This is a genomic window from Chloroflexota bacterium (assembly GCA_020850535.1).
Classification (GTDB): Bacteria; Chloroflexota; UBA6077; order UBA6077; family JACCZL01; genus JADZEM01.
On sequence record JADZEM010000139.1, the window covers coordinates 1 to 18,325 of the forward strand.

An 18,325-nucleotide genomic window follows, 5' to 3' on the forward strand; every position below is an offset into this window, starting at 1 on the left:
CTGGTGCGACTGGAGCGTCGCGCAGCGACTGCAGGATGGTAGGCGGGGACTTCAGTCCCCGACCGCCCGTTCCATGATGCTTCGGGGACACCAATGAACATGCAATCGCCCTGAGGAACGAGCACACCCGTCCGTCATTCCGACCGCGGCGAGGCACGAGCGGAGAGGGATCTTCTCCTTCTTGGCGTGAGGAAGATCCCTCGACTGCGTTCGCACGCTCACTCCGCTCGGGATGACGGGGGAAGCATCGAGTGACCCGACTCGGTCGTTCACGACTGACGGGCCACTAGTGGCGCGCGGCGCCGTTCGTGCTGGCGCCCAGGAGCCGCTCGACGATCTGGACGGCCGCGCGGGCGTCCTCGCCAAGGTACACGCCGTGCACCAGGTGTCGGCGACGCTCGTCGTCGAAGCCGTGGCCGCCGTACGCCAGCACCGGGCGCGGCTCGGGGAGCGAGGTCAGCACGGCGTCCAGCTCAAGCACCCGATCCGCCGCCTCGTAGGACGTGGCCGACACGATCAGCAGATCGGGCTGCTGGGCCCGCAACGTCTCGCCCAGGCCGTCAGTGGCGAGGTTCGGACCGAGATAGCGCAGCCGGAAGCCGTGCCGCACCAGGAACAGCGATACCATCAGGGCGCCGACCTCGTGCCATTCCTCGGGCGCGCAGGCCGTGAAGATCAGGCTGCGTCCGTACCCCGTCTCGTAGGCGTTGATGAGGGAGAAGAGCTTGCGGCGAGCGAAGCTGGTGGCGAAATGCTCGGTGGCGACGCTCACCTCGCCGCGATGCCACCGCTCCCCGACCTCCACCAGCATCGGCGCGATCACGTCCATGCAGACGTCCTCAACGCGATACATCGCAAAGGCCTCGTTGAGGATGCGCTCGGCGGAGTTGGAATCGAACGCGATCAGCGTCCGCCCGAGATCCTCGGCCAGGGCCGCCGGCGGACGGCCAGCCGGCCCATCGGCCGGCGGCTGCGTCGGAATCAGGCCCTCGCGTAGCCGCTCCTGCAACAGCCGAATGGCGTGGCTGATCGACAGCCCCTCGTCCGTGCGCCGCTGCAGCCAGCGGATCGCCGCGATGTCCTGGTCAGAGTAGAGCCGCTGGTTGCCCGGCAGGCGGCGCGGCTTCGGAAAGCCGTAGCGGCGCTCCCAGGCCCGGAACGTGGCCGGCCGCAACCCCGTCCGCTGCTCGACAGCGGCGGTGTTGTAGGTCGGTCGGTCCGATGCGCGGACGACCTCTTCCAGCTCGAGATCGGACGACACGGTCATACACAGTTCATCGTACTGTATTGCACACCGTTCCGGAACCCTTTGCACAGTCAAGTCCTGGACGATCACCGCTGCCAGAGATCCGGGGCGCGCGCTCAGGAGTATATTCGTTAGCTAGAAATGTGTCGACATGCCTGCTCGATCTCGCAATGCCCGCCGCGGACGCCGCCATCCGCCTGAGACTCTGACAGCGGCCTGACGCTTCGGCCATCACTCTCAGCCGTGGGCCGGCGTTTCTTGGGGCGTGAACACCATGCCTCCCACGACGCCGCACCCGCGGCGGCAGCGGTCCCTGCGTCTCCTGTTCGGGCTCGGCGCGCTGAGCGCAGCCCTCGCCCTGCGTGTGGTTGCCCCCGGTTTCGGCGACGGCCACGCCTTTCGCCTGTTCGACACGCCGACGGTCGCCGCCGACGCGGCAGGCTGCAAGGTCTTCCCGGCCGACAATGCCTGGAACCAGCGCATCGACACGCTGCCGGTCCACCCGGACTCGGCGGCCTGGGTTAGCAGCATCGGCGAGACCGAGCGGCTGCGCGCGGTCTTCAGCGCCACCGATGGCATCCCGTATCAGACCGTCGCCGGGTCGACCGCCGCCGCGTCCATCGAGATCGACAAGGCCTCCGAGAGCGACCCCGGGCCGTACCGCGTGCCCGACGATGCTGCCATCGATGCTGACGACGGCCGCCTGATTGTCGTCGACAGGGATCGGTGCGTGCTGGCCGAGCTGCGCGGCGCGCAGAAGACCGGGTCGGCCTCCTGGAAGGCGTCGGCCGGCGCCCTCTTCGACCTCGGCTCCAACGACCTTCGGCCGGATGGCTGGGGCTCGGCGGACACGGCCGGCCTGCCGGTGTTCCCCGGGCTGGCGCGCTTCGAGGAAGTCGAGCACGGCGAGATCACCCACGCCCTCCGCTTCACCGCGCCGCGCATCGGGCAGAGCCACCTCTGGCCCGCCCGTCACGGCGGCCCCGACGGCTCCGATCCGGAGCTGCCGCCGGCCGGGGCGCGCTTCCGACTCCGTGCGACCGTGAATCCGGCGGCGTACTCGCCACGCGCCCAGGTGATCCTGGTGGCGCTCCAGCGCTACGGCATGTTCCTGGCCGAGCCAGGCCCGGCCTGGGGCCTCAGCGGCGCGCCCCACCCCGGCTGGGACGAGGGCGTTCTGGCCGAGCTTGAAGATGTCTTCGGCGCGAGCTTCGAGGCCGTGGACGTATCCTCGCTGGTCATCGACGGCGGCAGCGGGCAGGCGATCCCCGCGCCGACCATGACGCCGACTGGCACCCTGCCGGCCACCAACACACCGTCCCCCACGGGCACGCCGCCTCCGACCACGACGCAGGCCCCCACCGCCACCATCACGCCGACCACCACGCCCGAGCCAACCGAGACGCCGGCCCCCACCCGGACGCCCAGGCCGACCAGGACCCCGGAGCCGACCGAGACGCCGGCCCCAACGGCCACCAACACGCTCACGCCAGCGCCGACCGGCACGTTCACGCCCGTCCCCACCGGCACGCCGGTCCCGACCAACACGCCGACGCCCGTGCCGACCGTCAACCCGATGTGCCTGCCGCGCCCCAGCCTTGCCGTACTGACGCAGCCGGTCAGCGGCCAGAACGGTCGCTTGAAGGTGACCATCGAGACGACCAACAGCGTCGGCGTCCCAGACAACTCACTCCACGCGCTCCGGATCGTGACGCTCAGCAACGCCAGCATCGAGGTGCAGGGCGACACCTACCGCTCGGCCGGCCCGACTGTCGAGATCGACGAGGGCAGCGAGTCGCTGCACTTCTACGTGCAGCGGGTCCAGAACAGCCAGGCGTTCTCCGCGACGCTGGGCATCGTCGACGACTGCGGCGAGTGGCAGACGTTCGTGGGCGGCGGCGCGGGCCTGCCGTAGCGCACACCCGGCGCTCCTACGGCCTGACCTGCACCCGGCGCAGGGGCACGGCATCCGCTTCGGATGGCACGCCTGCCGGTCGCCTGGGCTGGGTGGTGACCGGCGCCTGCTCGCCGTCCGCGCCGACCACGCGCACCGCGAGCAGGTAGTCGCCGGCCGGCAGCGCAGGGTCCAGCGGCAGCTGATAACTGACCGAGACGCGCTCCTCGGCCGGCCAGCGGGTTGGCTCGCCGGTCGGCTCCAGCGGCAGCGTCAGGCGGACCGGACGGCCCCCGCCCGTTGGCCGCAGCTCGACCACGATGCCCAGCCCGGCCGGCAACGTCTGGAGCGCACGCCAGCGCAGGCGCAGCTCCAGGCGACGCCCGACGCGCGGCGTCGCCGTATCCAGTCCGTAGCCGTCGAGCGACAGGACGTCGCCGAAGGTGGCCGCAACGGGCGCGCCGGCCCGCGTCGAGTAGACCCAGGCGTACGGTACGCCGTTCAGGATCACCGTGTACTCTGGCGTCCAGGCCAGCAGCTCCTCGTCGAAGTACGGCGGGCGCTCGCCAAGCTGGTTGTTCCGCAGGTACACCACCAGCGCATCGGCCACGCCGGCATCGTACCCTTCCGCCGGGGCCACGGTGCCGTTCAACTGCGCGTCGAGGACCGTCGTGTAGATCTCGCCGGGCATGGCGACGCGCAGCCGACTCCCAGCAGTCCGCTCGTTGAGGTAGCGGGCGGCAGCGTCCAGCCCCTCACCCCAGCCACTGGCGATGGTGCGGTGGGCGGCCGGGTTCCCTCCCAGGAGCGGATTGGCGTAGGTCAGCTCGTAGGGCCACGCCGACCAGATCCACCAGCCGCCCGAGGCGGCGAACAGCAGCCCGACGGCCGCGCCACCGGCCAGTTGACGGCGCAGCAGGCCAGCCCGCGCGCCGACCGTCTCGGCCGCCAGGGTCACCAGCCGCCACCAGCCCAGCCCGGCCAACAGGTCGAGCGCCGGGAAGATCGGCAGCAGATAGCGGTCGAAGCCCTTCGCCGCCACCGTCATCGCCGCGCCAAACCCGAGCGCGTAGACCAGCAACATGATGCTCGCCCGGCCCTCAGGCCGACGCCAGGGCGGCAGCAGCAGCCCCAGCAGCCCGACCAGCATCAGGGGCGTCGCACGGAACAGGAAGACCAGCGGATAGAACCAGACGCCGACGCCTCGATCGTCGGCGGCAGCCGCGTTGTCGGGGTTCGAATTGTCGCGCACGAAGGCCAGGAAGCGGCTGGCTGTGCCGGTCGGGTCGCTCCAGACGGCCGGCCAGACCACCACGAAGGTGAGCGCCGCGATCAGCCCCCAGACCGCCAGATCGCGAAGGGCGCCCGGCAACCGCGTGCGATCCAGCCTGACGCCCCGATACGGCAGCAGGATCAGCGGCATCAGCCCGACCAGGATCAGCGCCGGCGACTTGGAGAGCAGCGCGAGGCCGCCGGCGACGCCACAGAGGACGAGCGTCCACTGGCCGCCGCCCTGCCAGCGAGCCAACCCGGCGGCCACCGCCAGCGAGAGCCACAGCGTCAGCGAGGCGTCGATGTGGACCAGGCGGGAGTGGGCCAGGAAGAACGGATCCAGCGCCAGCAGCAGCCCGCCGAGGACCGCTGGCCCCGGCCCGAACAGCCGCCATGCCAGCAGCGTCAGCAGCCCGATCCCCAGCGCCGTCACCACGCCGAACGCGCGCCTGGCCGCCGCCAACCCGGGCAGGAACGCGGGACTCTGGCTCACCTCGCGTCGGGAAACCTCCTTGCGGGAGGGCGCGAGATCGGACGCGAGACCCCCCATCCCGAGCCAGGCCGTCCACATCGTGGTGACGCCGGGATGGCCGGTCTGGAACGTGCCTGAGAACTGCCCGGTCTCGATGGCCCGCCCGAAGGCCGCCGCCCGCCCGACCCAGAACAGCTCATCAGTCGTGACGAAGCGGTCGGTCGCGAGCAGCCGCGGCGGCAGCGCGGCGAGGGTCAGCAACAGCGCGACCAGCAGGCTCACCCGCGAGATGCTGCCCCCACCTCCGGCGGACAGCCTCGCCCCCCCACCCCCACGCCCAGGGGTGGCGCAGGTGGAAATCTTCTCCCCCTCTCCGCGCCGGAGAGGATGTCGGCGCAGCCGATATTTGCGCCGCGCAGCGGGCTGGGGGGTGAGGTTCTCCGCTGCAGGGATGGCGGATGAGACCTTGCCGGGAGGTGCAGCCCGATCTTTCGGGGTGGACGCCATCAGGCGGGCAGTGTCAGCAAGCCACGCACGTCGGGCCGCTCGGCCAGCGACGTGATCGTCGCCAGCAGCGCCTGCCCACGGCCTGCGTACGCCGTGCCGGCGATCAGGTCCAGGAACTTGGCGGCCAGCTCGGCGTGGGTGAGCGGCGCTTCGGGGTCTCCCTTGGCGTCGAGGATCGTCTCCTCGACGGTCCGACCGTCGTGAAGCGTGAGGCGGACCCGGGCCGGCAGTTGGGCCGGCGCACGCGCGTCGAGGTCGGGATCCAGCCGCACGACGGTCCGCTGCATCAGCGTTCGCACGGCCGGCTCGGAGATCCGCCGCGGGCTGAAATCGGCGATCTTCACCGCGCCGTCGGCCAGGGCGCGCGCCACGCAGTACTGGACGCTGAACTTGGCCGCGTACGGCGTGGCCGGGGTCGCATTGTCGGTCAGGTCGATGGTGGACTGGTAGGCGTCGATCTCGATGCCGTCCACGTCGGCGTTGTTCAGGCCGTGCGCCTCTCGCAGCGCGAGCGTCGCGTCGACGGCGGCATGGGTGTGCCGGCACGAGGGGTACGGCTTGATCGACGAGCCCGGCAGCTTCCAGCCCTGTCCCAGGTCGGCAGTCACGGTGGCCGGATCGCCGTCCGGGGCCGTCGCGGCGAAGAAGCCCTGCCGTCCTTCGAGGATCCTCCGCGCGCCCGTGAACCCGAGCGCTCCCAGCTCGGCCGCCAGGACGCCGTTTGCCGCCGCGCGCCCGGCGTGCAGGAACTTGGACATCGCCCCATCGGCGATGAACTCCCAGAGGCCGCCGGCCTGGGTGCCGGCGTTTCCGAGCGTCCAGGTCAGCCGCTCCTCGTCCAGCCCAAGCAGCCAGCCGGCCGCCGCGGCCGCGCCGAAGACGCCGCAGGTGCCCGTGTTGTGCCAGTGGAAGTAGTGGGTCTTGCCGACAGACTCCCCGACGCGGATCGCGACCTCGTAGCCCACCACCACGGCCGCCAGGAAGTCGCGGCCGGATGCCCCGCGCTGCTCGGCCACGGCCAGCGCCGCCGGCACCACCACCACGGCCGGGTGGATGATGGCCCCACGATGGACGTCGTCCATCTCGACGACGTGTGAGACGGCGCCGTTGTGAAGGGCCGCCACCTGCGCCGAGCGGCCCTCGCGCAGGCCGATGCAGGATGCGCCGCTCGCCGGCTGGCCGCCAGTGTGCTCCACCAGGATGCGGCCGGGGGCGCTGTCCAGGCCGGCGACGGCTGCACCCAGCCAGTCCAGCACCCACCACGCCGCGTTCTCCAGCACGTCGGCTGGGATGTCGTCGGCGCGCGTGGCCGCCACGAGGGCAGCCAGTTGCTGGGAGAGGCTGGCGTCCGGCAGGGCCGGCCGCTGTCCGTTGACTGGCGCGCTGTGCGCCGACGCTGGCGTCCGTAGCTCGGCGGTCATCGAGAGGCTCCCTTTCCCGCGGTGCGCTGCAAGAAGATGATGCCCCAGGAAGCGCCCGTCAGGCATGCTCGGCTGGGTGCACTGCAGGCGCTCAACCGGCCTCGCTGGCTAGTCGTTCTTCTGGCTGCCCTTGTCGTCGCGGTCGTCACGCTCGCGGTTGCGCTGCTGACGGTCCGCGGTCGCCTCGCTCTGCTCGTCGCCGGCCTCGATGGATTCGGCCACGTAGCGCCCGTCGACGGTGACGGCGGTGACTGTCACACAATCCACCAGGACGTTGTTCAGGGTGTTCGGCGCGATCCAGGTGGTGTCTACGGTGACGTGTTCGTTGCCACTGGTGGACAGCGTGATGGACGTATCCGTCCGCGTCTCGACACAGCCACGGAAGGCGGTCCGGTCGGAGGCGTCGGCCGCCGCCGGGCCGCCCAGCAGCAGGCCGCCAGTCAGCAGTGCCATAACGATTGAGCGTCTGACGCTCCAGATCATCTCATGAACTCCTCTACGGGGCGATTGGGCGCCCGCAAACTGCCGGCAATACACGAGCAGGCTTGACAGGGAGACCAACTCGTCCTAGACTCGGAACAGGCGTGCGCGGAGACCACCGCTCCGTGCAGCCGGACCCTGATTCCTGCGCCCGTGGAGCACCGTGCCCCTGCCAGCTCTGTGCGAACCGGCCCTGTCTGCTCGACGACTCAGTCGAAGCCGAGCAGCGGTGCCCCGTACACAAGGCACGAGCCGCCTCACGGACAACGCCTCGGTCCAGGCCGTCGCCTCGCCACCATCACTCGACGTGTTCGCGCGGTGCTCTCGTGCATCTACTGCCTGCGCGACCGAATCGGCCGTCGAGCGATTCTATACCACGGTCGTTTTGCTCCGCGAGCATGCCACGGAGGGGTGGCACGCCTCGACGTTGTTGACGAAGGAGAGTTGATCGCCCATGGGATTACGCAAGGCGGACTCGTCGCTGGTCCCCTGTCGTAAGCCCGGCCAGGTTGGGGGCCGGGCTTCACGACGCGGATGCGGCATGGGACCGCGCGGCCGGCGTGAAGGGCCGGCCGGGGTAGCGTTGGTGCTGCCTGTCTCACGATGGGGTGTGGCAGGGAACCGTCATCGGGCGGTGTTCTGTCTGGAAAAGCGTATCTGCATGCCCCGCTTGATTGCCTTCAATGGGAGCGGCCGCCCGGCCCTGTCGGGTGCTCCGCGTCGTCACCAGGACATGAAGCACGAGCGATGATTATCGACGACCTTCGACTGAGCGACGCTGGCGCGTCCAACGACCGTGACGGGTACGCTGCAGAGATCCTCGGACCCGATCCGAACGACCTCGAACAACTGCACGTCGAGGCCGAGGCGGAACCGGCCACGCCGACCACGGCGGCGTCAGATGCTTCAGAGAGTGGAATCGATTCTCCGCTCGGCATCTACTTCCGTGACATCGCCCGCATTCCTCTCCTGACCGCCGAGCAGGAGGTCGATCTCGCCCAGAAGCTTGAGCGCGGCGAGATCGCCAAGGCTCGGATGAAGGAGTGCCCGCCCGAGAACGCCGACGATCTGGCGTTCCTCGAAGCCGAGATCGAGATCGGCAACGGCGCGCGGACCACGCTGATGGAGTCGAACCTCCGGCTCGTCGTCTCCGTTGCCCGGCGCTACCTGGGCCGTGGTCTCCCCTTCTCTGACCTGATTCAGGAAGGCAGCCTGGGGCTTTCCCGGGCCGTCGAGAAGTTCGACTACCGGCGCGGCTTCAAGTTCTCGACCTACGCCTACTGGTGGATCAGGCAGGCCGTCACTCGGGCCATCGCCAACCAGAGCCGCACGATCCGCGTGCCGGTCCACATGATCGACCAGATCGGCCATGTCTACAGCAAGTACCAGGAGCTGCAGCAGAAGCTGGGCCACGATCCGAAGGTCGAGGAGCTGGCCGCAGCGATGGACATGACCGTTGAGAAGGTCCGCGAGGCCTTCCGCGCGTCTGCCAACCCGATCTCTCTGGAGACGCCCGTTGGCAGCGACGAGGAGAACACGCTCGGGGATCTGCTCTCGAATCAGCAGGAAGAGGCCCCGGCCGATGTGGCCGAGCGCACCCTCCTGTCTGACTACCTGGATGACGCGCTCGAAGAGCTGACGCCGCGCGAGCGGATGGTGCTCCGCATGCGCTTCGGCATCTCGGACCAGCGGCCCCGGACCCTCGGCGAGATCGGACAGGTGATCGGCGTGAGCCGTGAGCGGGTCCGTCAGCTCGAAGCCGAGGCCATCGCCAAGCTCCGACGCCCGAACCTTCGGCTCAAGCTGGCCGAATACCTCGAATAGCCTGGCTTCGAGCTATCCGAACGCGCAACAGTGAGGGCGGCGCATGATTGGGCCGCCCTCGCGCACGTCCTGGGCCTGCTACGATTCAGGGAGCAGCCGCCGCCCCTGCGCCACGGCCCGCGCCTCTACCCCTGGACAACCTAGCCTCTACCCCTGGACAGCCGTATGAAACCGATCGATCCGACAACCGCCGCGCAGATCCTGGCCGACGTCTCGCTGAACCTGATTCGGCGCGGCGCTGACGGCTCGCTGATCCTCTCGATGGATCACTGGCGCCTTGGCAGCCTCACGGACGAGGCGATCACGCTGATCCCAGAGCCGCCCGCGCCCCCGGAGACTGCGCCGTTGGTGTTCCTGCTCCACGAGCTGGAGAGCATCACCTGGGATCGGCTGGCGAAGCAGCAGACGCGCTCGCAGGTCCGGTTCCGTCTGAAGAACGGCGACCTGCACACCTTCAGCGGTCGGCTTCCAGATCCTCAGGAGTGACGTCATCCTCAGGAGCGTCTTCGGCTGAGCCTCCGCCGCCGTGCTCGGCCCAGAGCCGGCCCACGACCCGCCGCACCGTCTCGTAGCCGTAGCCGCGCCGCTGCAGGAACCCGCCGAGCCGCTGCTTGAAGGTGCGCTCGTCGAGGGCGCGCATGCTGATGGCCTTGCGCTCAGCGGCCCGGTACGCGCCCTCGTCGTCGTCCTCCGGTAACGCCTCGGCCACCACGTCCTGGCTGACGCCTTTCTGGCGTAGCTCCTGCTTCAGCAGCCGGGCGCCGCGCGGCCGGTGCGTGGCCCGCTGCTCGACCCAGTAGGCGGCGAAGGCGGCATCGTCCACCAGCTTGATGCGCCGCAGCCGCTCGATAACCTTATCGACGACGTGCCGGTCATACTCGTGGCGGGCGAGGCGATCCCTGATCTCGCGCTCACTGCGCGGGCGTGACCCCAGGAAGTGCAGGGCGGCGTCGTAGGCACGCACGTGCTGATCCTGCATCACCAGCTCGGCGTGGCGCGTCTCGGACACGGACTCGCCGACGTGGAGCGTGATGGCCAGCTCGGTGCTCAGGCTGAAGGCGTAGCGCCCGTCCAGAAAGACGTTCGAGCGCTGTCCGCCCCGCCGCTCCTGCTGCTCAATCGCGGTGATCGTTCGAGTCATGGGTGGTGGGCCGTGGGTGGTGGGTGGTGGGTCGTGGGTCGTGGGTCGTGGAATTCTTGGTGAGAGCACGCGACTCGAAATTGTCATCCTGAGCGCAGCGAAGGATCTCACCCGCTGACTGTCACGGTTGGGAGATCCTTCACGTCGCTCGCAAGCTCGCTCGTTCAGGATGACAGACTCATTGCTGACCGCTGACGCAAACTTCGAGCGTCAGCAGATGGGTGAGCGCTGACGGTCAGCGGGTGAGGTCCTTCGCTGCGCTCAGGATGACAGCTGGAACTTGCACGCTTTCACCATCACCGACGCCCGACGCCCCACTCCTAGAAAGCGTCTACCAGCTCTTCCTCGGCCAGCGCGCCGTTCTCGGCAACTGGCGGCGTCACTACCACCCGCGCGGCCAGCGTCTGCTGACGGATCAACCGCTCGATCTCGTCGCGGATCTCGGTGTTCTTGCGGAGGAAGTCCTTGGCGTTCTCACGGCCCTGGCCCAGGCGCGTGTCCCCGAACGAGAAGAACGCCCCCGACTTGCGGACCAGCGCCAGCTCGACGCCCATATCCAGCAGGCCGCCTTCCTTCGAGATGCCCTCGTTGTACATGATGTCGAACTCGGACACCTTGAACGGCGGCGCGACCTTGTTCTTCACCACGCGGACCTTCGTGCGATTGCCGACCACATCCGTCCCGACCTTGATCGAGTCGATACGGCGCACATCCAGCCGGACCGAGGCGTAGAACTTCAGCGCCCGGCCGCCCGGCGTGGTCTCAGGGTTGCCGAACATCACGCCGACCTTCTCGCGCAGCTGGTTCGTGAAGATCACCGAGGTCTTCGAGCGACTGATGGCGCCGGTCAGCTTGCGGAGCGCCTGCGACATCAGGCGGGCCTGCAGGCCGACGTGGGTGTCACCCATGTCGCCCTCAAGCTCCGCGCGCGGGACCAGCGCCGCCACCGAGTCCACCGCCACGATGTCCACCGCGCCGCTGCGGACCAGCGCCTCGCAGATCTCCAGCGCCTGCTCGCCCGTGTCCGGCTGCGAGATGAACAACTCGTCGATGTTCACCCCGGTGTTGCGCGCGTAGACCGGATCGAGCGCATGCTCGGCGTCGATCAGGGCCGCGACGCCGCCCTGCCGCTGGCACTCGGCGATGATGTGCTGGACGATGGTCGTCTTCCCCGAGGACTCGGGGCCGTAGATCTCGATGATCCGGCCGCGCGGCACCCCGCCGACCCCGAGCGCGATGTCAAGGGCGATGGCTCCCGTCGGGATGGCCTCGACCGCCAGCCGCGAGTGCGCCTCGCCAAGCTTCATGATCGCGCCCTTGCCGAACTGCCGCTCGATCTGGCTCACCGCCAGCTCAAGAGCCTTCTCCTTGTCCTTATCCATCATGCCTCCCCGAGGTGGAGCCGGCTCGGCCGGGCTCTCGTCTTTGGTGCGCCGCGGCGGCATTCGCCCTCCCGGTGATGTGGATTATAGCACGTCTGTTCTAATTTTAGGGGATCGGGACGGATCACAGCGAGACTACGACGATCCTACGGGCACGCCGAGCGGCTGTCCTAAGAGGTCGTAGTCAAGGGCTTGTGTTACGCGCACCTGGACGATCTCGCCCACCGATCCCGGGCCGTCCACGAAGACGATGCCGTCCACCTCGGGCGCGTCACGACGACTGCGGCCCACCCGCACCGCGCGGCCGTCCAGCTCGCCCTCGCCCTCGATGAGCACATCCTGGACCGTCCCGACCAGCGCGGCGTTGGCGCGGCGCGAGGCTTCCTGCGCCGCCGCCATCAGCTCGTGCCGGCGGCGCATCTTGACGCTCTTCGCGATGCGGTTCGGCTGGTCGAAGGCGGCGGTCCCCTCCTCGTCCGAGTAGAGGAAGACGCCCACGCGCCCGAACCCCAGCGTCTCGATGGACTTCACCAGGAACGTGTGCTCCGCCTCCGTCTCGCCGGGGAAGCCGGTGATGAAGGTTGTCCGAACGGTGATGTCCGGCACCACCGACCGGATCCACCCGAGCAGCTCGTCCACGGGGCGGTGCGGCCGGCGCATCCGGCGGAGCGTCTCCGGATGGGTGTGCTGGAGCGGCATGTCGAAGTAGCGGCAGATCTGTGGCCGTTCGGCCATCACTTCGAGAAACGCCTGCGTGACGTGGCTCGGGTAGGCGTACATCACGCGCAGCCACGGCAGCTCGGGGTAACGGTCGGTGATGGCCCGCAGCAGGGTCGCCAGCCCGTCTCGCTCGCCCCAGTCGCGCCCGTAGTTCGTGCTGTCCTGGGCCACCAGCACGACCTCGCGCACGTTCTGCGCCAGCAGCTCGCCGACCTCGTCGAGGATCAGATCCAGTGGCTTGCTGGCGAGCAACCCCTTCATGCTGGGGATGGCGCAGAAGGCGCACTTCTGGTTGCAGCCGTCGGAGATCTTGACGTAGGCGCTCGGGCCGGTCGCGACGCGCTTCGGCATCTGGAGATCGATGGTCCCCTTCGGCGCAATCGCCATCAGGTCGAGCGAGCTGCCCGGCTGACGCGGCTCGGCCGGCAGCACCGTCAGCTCGCGCGCGAACGTCGGGACGGTTCGCCAGTTGCGCGCCCCAACGATAGCGTCGATCTCGGGGATCTCCCGTGCGATCTCGTCCGAGTAGCGCTCGGTCAGGCAGCCGGTCGCCAGGAGCTTCTGGCCGGGCCGCTTGAGGCCGCCCAGCTCGACCAGCGTGTCGATGGACTCCTGGCGAGCCGCGTCGATAAAGCCGCAGGTGTTGACGACGAGCAGATCGGCGTCCGTCGTCTCCTCGACCTGCTCGAACCCCTGCCCGACCAGCAGCTGGCTGATGCCCTCGGAATCGACGGTGTTCTTGGCGCAGCCGAGGCTGACCAGGGCGAAGCGCCGCCCGTCAAGCGCGTGAAGGTCGAGGGGTGTGTCCCGTGTGTTGCCGTCGTCCTGCCGCGCGCCGCTACTGTCGGCCCCAGATCGCATCTACTGCCTGCCCACGGGCCCCGAGCGGCCCCTGTGTCGCGCCGTTCACGACGACTTGCACGCCGGCCGCGTTCCCAACGCGCATCCGGACCTGCTGTTCCGCCGTGAACGACCGTGAAAATCCACTCTGCACGGTCTCAGCCATCACCGAGCGGCCGTCGACCCACACTTCCATCCAGGTCCGCTCGACCACTCTCGCATCCACGACCAGGCCGCGAACTGGCGCGGCCGGCCCCGGCGACGACGCGGCCGGACCTGGCGACGGCCCGGCGAGTACGGTCGGCTGCGGAGAGGGCGTGGCGCCCGCGGCAAACGGTGTGCTCGACGTGCGCGTGGTCGGGGCCGTCTCGATTCGACCGACGTTCTCCTGGAACGAAGTATACTGGCCCCACAGGTAGACCGCGAGCAACGACACCAGCACCAGCCCGGCCACGGCAACGGCCGGACGCACCGGCACGCTGCGCGGCTGACTGATCTCGGCGGGGATCGGCCGGATAGCGACGTTGTCCACCAGCGCCTGCCGCGGCCCGAACAGGTCAACCATGCCGTCGGGGTTGAGCCCGAGGTACTGACAGTAGATCTTGATGAAGCCGCGCGTGTACACCGCCGCCGGCAGCGCTTCCTCATCCTCGTTTTCGAGTGCCTGCAAGTAGCGGCGGCTGATGTGCGTCTCGCGCTCGGCATCTGCGAGCGAAGCGCCGAGGTCTTCGCGCGCCTGACGCAGCGTCTGCCCGAACGTTCCCAAAACCGCTCCGTGGGGCAGCCGTCGCGTGACCCGACGCGCTGCCCAGACTGACGATAGCGTGCCAGCATAGCCCGATATCCCGCACACCCTGTGAGCGGCAACGGGTTATAGGAAGGCTGTTTTGGGAGTGTCAACCCGAGAGGCTGTCGCGCGCCACCTGTCGGAACGGCGGCCGGGCCGCTACCCTATGCCGACGGCACCGTGGACCGGCCGCTCTGCGCCGACGCATGCCGACTCTTCTGTCATCTGGAGGGCACCATGTCGGTGTCGCAAGCGCCACTGGCGGGCAAGGTTGCGTGGGTGACTGGCTCGTCGCGCGGGCTTGGGCGGGTGATCGCCACGCATCTCGGACAGCTTGGCGCATCGTTGGTGGTCCACGGCAGCTCGCCAACCTCGACGCGCGCCTTCGGGGAAGGAGACTCGCTCAAGAGCGTGGTCGAGGAGATCGCCGAGGCCAGCGGCGCGCCGGTCCAGATGGTCTACGGCGACCTGACCGATCCGGACGCGGTCGAGCGGATCGTTGGCGAGATCACGGCGCACTACGGGCAGATCGACATCCTGGTGGCCAACGCCGGCGGCGACATCGGGGCCGGCGGCACGATGGCGGCTGGCGGCGGCAAGCCGGACCCGAATGACGCCGTTCACGTGCCGATTGAGGACGTGCAGGCGGTCATCGACCGCAACCTGCTCTCCTGCATCCTGACCTGCAAGGCTGTCGCCCCGGGCATGATGGACCGGCGCAAGGGCTGGATCGTGACCTTTGGCAGCATCGGCGGGCTGGCCGGCCGCGCCGAGGGCGTCATCTACGCGGCGGCCAAGGCGGCGGTCCACGAGTACACGCGCTGCCTGGCGGCCCAGCTGCGGCCGTACAACATCCCGGTCAACTGCATCGCGCCCGGCGGCACGGTCACGCCGCGCTTCCTGGCGACTCGGCAGGCGGACCCGGCCCGCCTGGAGGCCACCGACACGCTGGAGCGCTACGCTCACCCGGAGGAGACGGCGCGCGCCGTGGCGTTCCTCGTCTCCGATCCGGGGCCGTTCATCAGCGGCCAGGTGATCCGGGTGGACGGTGGCACGCAGCTCTGGCCGGCCTGACCCCAAGCCTGACCCCGGCGCGACGACGGGCGGCCGACTACTCCCGGTCGGCGCCCTCGTCGTCTACATTCTCGTCGTCTGCGTCCTCGTCGTCAGCATCGTCGTCATCGGCTGCGCTGTCGGCAGCCTGGGGCGTGCCGAGCAGCTCGTCGATGGCGAAGCCGACGTCTGCGAACGCGAGCGGGCTGACCGACGCGCCCCGCCGCGGCTCCTCGACGCTCGCGTACCCATCGGCGGTCGGCTCGCGGTGGATGACGACGCGGTCAGCGGGGAGATCGAGCACCCAGAGCCCGGGGACACCGTAGCGGGCGTACAGGTCGGCCTTCTGCCCCAGGTCGAACGCCACCGTCGAGTCGGCCACCTCGATTGAGTCGGCCACCTCGAGTCGCGCCGCGAGTGTACGCTGGCGACCTCCGTCCCCCATGGCAGGATCAGCGAAATCGAACGCTACCAACACCACGCCCTCCTCGGTGTCGTAGACGAGGTCGGCTGTCAGGTCGAGAACGGTCCCGTCGACGACGGCCAGTAGCGACACGTCGCGCCGACAGGTCGGATGGGCGACCGCCTCTCTGAATGCCATGCTGGCTATGATCCGCTGTGCCGTCGCGACGGCGTCAGGGGCTTCGTCGCCGTAGAGGCGCAGGCGGTCAGGCGTCGACCGCCCGACGACGGCACGAACCTCGCGGGCGAACGTTGCGTCAGCCGACATTGACGGCTCGTCAGTTTGGTCCTCGTTATCGGACAGGAGCATGGCGGCGTCGCCATCGACCACGCGGGGCTCGATGCCGAGCTGCTCGATCAGGCGGCGCCGACCCTCCAGCCGGCAGCGCTCCTCCTCTGCCTCGCCCCAGGTGGCTGCGTGCTGTTCTGTGTCGGGCTCTCTATCGCTGGCAGTCGAGACCGTGCCGTCGCGCTCAATCTGAAGCGTGTGACAGAGCCCGTTGGTCCCAGCAAGGTACGTCTCGATGAGGGCGGCAGGGCTGCTGGTGGCGCGCGCAGTCCGATACAGGCTCAGCACCAGATGGTCCCTCGCCCGAGTTGCGGCAACGTAGAGCAGCCGCACGGCTCGGCGTCGGCGAGCTTCGCGTCATGCGCCTGTGCCGACGCGAAGCTCGCCGTTCGCCACTCTTTGCCGACACGGCACTCCAGCCTGCCGGTCGCGCGGTCGGCAATGACTTCGACGCCGTCGTTGGGCCCACGCCCTGCCGAGCCCAGCCCGGCGAGCAGCACGATGGGGAACTCCAGCCCTTTGGCCGTGTGGATGGTCAGGATTCGGACGGCCGCCTCGTCTGGCTCAGCTCCAGCAGTCTCGGCGTCGCGCGCTTCGGCCGGCTCCAGACCGTCCATCCAGTCGAGAAACGCCCGCAACGAGTGCCGCCCGCTAGACGCCAATTGGCGGGCTCGTGCGGCCACGTAGCGCAGCCGACGCCACGACTCACGTGGACGGTGCTCGCCGAACGCCGAGGCCGCCAGCAGCCGCTCGCCGATGTACGCCTCGATCAAGGCTGGCGGGGATAGCTGATAGCGCCGCGCGTGGGATTCCGAGAGACAGCCAGTGCCGACTTGACCGGGCCGTCAGGACCGTCGCCCGGCTGCTCGTAGTCCAGGCGGCCACCGCCTTCTACCCAGCGCAGTAGGTCCGGATCAGAACAGGCGAACGCCGGGGAACGCAGCGCCCCAATAAGCGCGACCTGATCGGACGGATCGTCGATGGCACGAAGTCCGGCCAGCAGATCACAGACCTCCTGGGTTCGCAGCAGCAGGGCACCGCTCTCGACCCGATATGGGATGCCAGCGTCCTCCAGTGGTCGCTCGAGCGAGGGCAGGTGAGTCCACGTCCGCATCAGGATGCAGATGTCAGCATAGCCTGGCGCGCGGACCTCAGAGTTTCCTGACGCATCCTGCCCAAGCACCGGCCAGCCCTCATCGACAACCGCCTGCACCACGCCTGCAAGTGTCCTCGCCTCAGCGGCTGCTACGTCGCTGGTGTCCCCCCCATAGCCGTACCGACACGATAGACACCGCGACGGTCGTGCCCGTCGAACGGCGCGCGACGTGGATGCAAATCCACGTACTGCGGCTGGATGCGAGGAGTCGGTCGCATGTGACGTTCGAAGTGGTGGTTGACCCAGTTGAGCACCGGCGGCACGGATCGGAAGTTCTGGACCAGATGGACTCGGCCATCCGCAAGCCGTTCGAGCAGATCGTCGTAGATGCCGATATCGGCGCGGCGGAAGCGATAGATGCTCTGCTTCGGATCGCCGACGACAAACAGCTTGCCGGGCACGAGGGTGATGTCGCGCCAGTCGGCCGGCAGGTCGGCGCCAGGGTCGGCACAGAGGTAGAAGACTAGACGCAACTTCCGCCATTTTGGAGGCGGATCGGCAATGAGTTGACGGAACATGGCCCCCTCGTGGACTCTGGGGATGTCCAGTCTCCAGAAGCGAGGGAGCCCTGTCGGAAATCATCTTACCGAGCACGTTCGTGGGGCTGCTCGTGGCATTCGAGCCGTGCTTTCACGCGCCGAGCTATCGGACGTTCAGCCTGCCGGTGGCCGGCTGGATCCACTGCGTGGGTCGGCGGACGATCACGGCGGTGGCGGTGGCGGTGGCGTCCGGCGGGGTCGACGGTTGCCACATCTCGGTGTTCCATCGGTTCTTCAGTCGGGCGACCTGGAGCCTGGACGCGCTGGGGCAGGTGGTCTTCCGGCTGGCGCTGCGCTGGATCCTGGCCGATCAGCCGCTGTTCGTGCTGGTCGACGATACGCTGGCGCGCAAGACGGGCAAGGGGGTCAGCCTGGCGACCATGCACCATGGCCCCTTGCTGTCGAGCGCGCGGAAGCCGTTCTGTAGCTTCGGGCACGTCTGGGTGGTGCTGGCGCTCTGGGTGCCGCTGCCGACGGGCGACCCGCGGGGGTTCGCGCTGCCACTGCTGTTCCGCCTGGACGTCGGGGCCAAGCGCGGCGGCACCAAGGATGCCCCCGGTCGGCCACGTCGCGGCACCCGGCAACAGGCGGCGGAGAAGGCCCATGCGGCGCACCCGCGTCCGACCAAGCTGGCGCTCGCCCGCGAACTGGTCGCTCTCGTGGCCGGCTGGGCCGACGGTCGGCCCGTCTACGCCGTCGTCGACAGCGCCTATGCCGCCCGCCCACTCCTGGAAGGCCGACCGGCGAACGTCCACGTCCTCAGTCGCCTGCGGCCGGACGCGGCGCTGTGGGCACGCCCGGGCCGCCGCCGACCGGGGCAGCGTGGCCGTCCACGCCGCA

The 18,325-nt window shown here is 69.2% G+C and carries 17 protein-coding genes; 5 read left to right on the forward strand and 12 right to left on the reverse strand.

Annotated features, from left to right (window positions below; genetic code table 11):
* Positions 1-286 precede the first annotated feature (286 nt).
* On the reverse strand, positions 287-1,267 hold the full coding sequence (locus IT306_20775; protein ID MCC7370860.1) for a B12-binding domain-containing protein: 981 nt from the start codon (positions 1,265-1,267) through the stop codon (positions 287-289).
* A gap of 253 nt (positions 1,268-1,520) precedes the next feature.
* On the opposite strand from IT306_20775, the gene IT306_20780 reads away from it, so the two are divergent.
* Positions 1,521-3,161, forward strand: coding sequence for a hypothetical protein (locus IT306_20780; GenBank protein ID MCC7370861.1), 1,641 nt, complete (start codon positions 1,521-1,523; stop codon positions 3,159-3,161).
* A gap of 16 nt (positions 3,162-3,177) precedes the next feature.
* On the opposite strand, the gene IT306_20785 is transcribed toward IT306_20780, so the two are convergent.
* The 3 genes from IT306_20785 to IT306_20795 form a co-directional block, all read right to left on the reverse strand.
* Positions 3,178-5,166 (reverse strand): glycosyltransferase family 39 protein, encoded by a 1,989-nt coding sequence (locus IT306_20785; GenBank protein ID MCC7370862.1) that lies wholly within the window; start codon positions 5,164-5,166, stop codon positions 3,178-3,180.
* A 224-nt stretch (positions 5,167-5,390) separates the two neighbouring features.
* A complete protein-coding gene (locus IT306_20790) occupies positions 5,391-6,812 on the reverse strand; it encodes an MmgE/PrpD family protein (GenBank protein ID MCC7370863.1) in 1,422 nt (473 codons plus the stop codon).
* A gap of 108 nt (positions 6,813-6,920) precedes the next feature.
* The gene (locus IT306_20795) at positions 6,921-7,295 is read right to left on the reverse strand and encodes a hypothetical protein (GenBank protein ID MCC7370864.1); all 375 of its coding nucleotides are present in this window, start codon (positions 7,293-7,295) and stop codon (positions 6,921-6,923) included.
* Between the two features lie 744 nt (positions 7,296-8,039).
* Here IT306_20795 and IT306_20800 point away from each other — a divergent pair.
* Entirely contained in the window at positions 8,040-9,116 is a 1,077-nt protein-coding gene (locus tag IT306_20800; GenBank protein ID MCC7370865.1) for a sigma-70 family RNA polymerase sigma factor, read from the forward strand.
* A 165-nt stretch (positions 9,117-9,281) separates the two neighbouring features.
* The gene (locus IT306_20805; GenBank protein MCC7370866.1) at positions 9,282-9,602 is read left to right on the forward strand and encodes a hypothetical protein; all 321 of its coding nucleotides are present in this window, start codon (positions 9,282-9,284) and stop codon (positions 9,600-9,602) included.
* Here IT306_20805 and IT306_20810 read toward each other — a convergent pair.
* From IT306_20810 to IT306_20825, 4 genes are all read right to left on the reverse strand, one after another.
* Entirely contained in the window at positions 9,571-10,257 is a 687-nt protein-coding gene (locus IT306_20810) for a RecX family transcriptional regulator (protein ID MCC7370867.1), read from the reverse strand. The genes IT306_20805 and IT306_20810 overlap by 32 nt on opposite strands.
* 320 nt (positions 10,258-10,577) lie before the next feature.
* Entirely contained in the window at positions 10,578-11,642 is a 1,065-nt protein-coding gene (gene recA, locus IT306_20815; GenBank protein ID MCC7370868.1) for a recombinase RecA, read from the reverse strand.
* A 132-nt stretch (positions 11,643-11,774) separates the two neighbouring features.
* The gene (gene rimO / locus IT306_20820) at positions 11,775-13,220 is read right to left on the reverse strand and encodes a 30S ribosomal protein S12 methylthiotransferase RimO (protein MCC7370869.1); all 1,446 of its coding nucleotides are present in this window, start codon (positions 13,218-13,220) and stop codon (positions 11,775-11,777) included.
* Complete coding sequence (locus IT306_20825) at positions 13,198-13,965, reverse strand: helix-turn-helix domain-containing protein (GenBank protein MCC7370870.1); 768 nt, start codon at positions 13,963-13,965, stop codon at positions 13,198-13,200. Before IT306_20825 ends, rimO begins: the two co-directional genes overlap by 23 nt.
* Positions 13,966-14,223: 258 nt before the next feature.
* On the opposite strand from IT306_20825, the gene IT306_20830 reads away from it, so the two are divergent.
* Positions 14,224-15,060 (forward strand): SDR family oxidoreductase, encoded by an 837-nt coding sequence (locus tag IT306_20830; protein ID MCC7370871.1) that lies wholly within the window; start codon positions 14,224-14,226, stop codon positions 15,058-15,060.
* A 37-nt stretch (positions 15,061-15,097) separates the two neighbouring features.
* Here the strand turns inward: IT306_20830 and IT306_20835 are convergent, their stop codons facing one another.
* From IT306_20835 to IT306_20850, 4 genes are read right to left on the reverse strand one after another with little or no spacing between them, the layout of a single operon-like run.
* A complete protein-coding gene (locus tag IT306_20835) occupies positions 15,098-16,078 on the reverse strand; it encodes a Uma2 family endonuclease (protein ID MCC7370872.1) in 981 nt (326 codons plus the stop codon).
* Positions 16,072-16,563 (reverse strand): hypothetical protein, encoded by a 492-nt coding sequence (locus IT306_20840; GenBank protein MCC7370873.1) that lies wholly within the window; start codon positions 16,561-16,563, stop codon positions 16,072-16,074. The genes IT306_20835 and IT306_20840 overlap by 7 nt, the downstream gene beginning before the upstream one ends.
* The gene (locus tag IT306_20845; GenBank protein ID MCC7370874.1) at positions 16,560-17,006 is read right to left on the reverse strand and encodes a hypothetical protein; all 447 of its coding nucleotides are present in this window, start codon (positions 17,004-17,006) and stop codon (positions 16,560-16,562) included. Before IT306_20845 ends, IT306_20840 begins: the two co-directional genes overlap by 4 nt.
* Before the next feature lie 29 nt (positions 17,007-17,035).
* A complete protein-coding gene (locus IT306_20850) occupies positions 17,036-17,464 on the reverse strand; it encodes a UvrD-helicase domain-containing protein (protein ID MCC7370875.1) in 429 nt (142 codons plus the stop codon).
* Positions 17,465-17,544: 80 nt separating this feature from the next.
* Between IT306_20850 and IT306_20855 the strand changes: the two genes are divergently transcribed.
* The coding region (locus tag IT306_20855; GenBank protein ID MCC7370876.1) for a transposase at positions 17,545-18,325 on the forward strand (781 nt) is incomplete at its 3' end.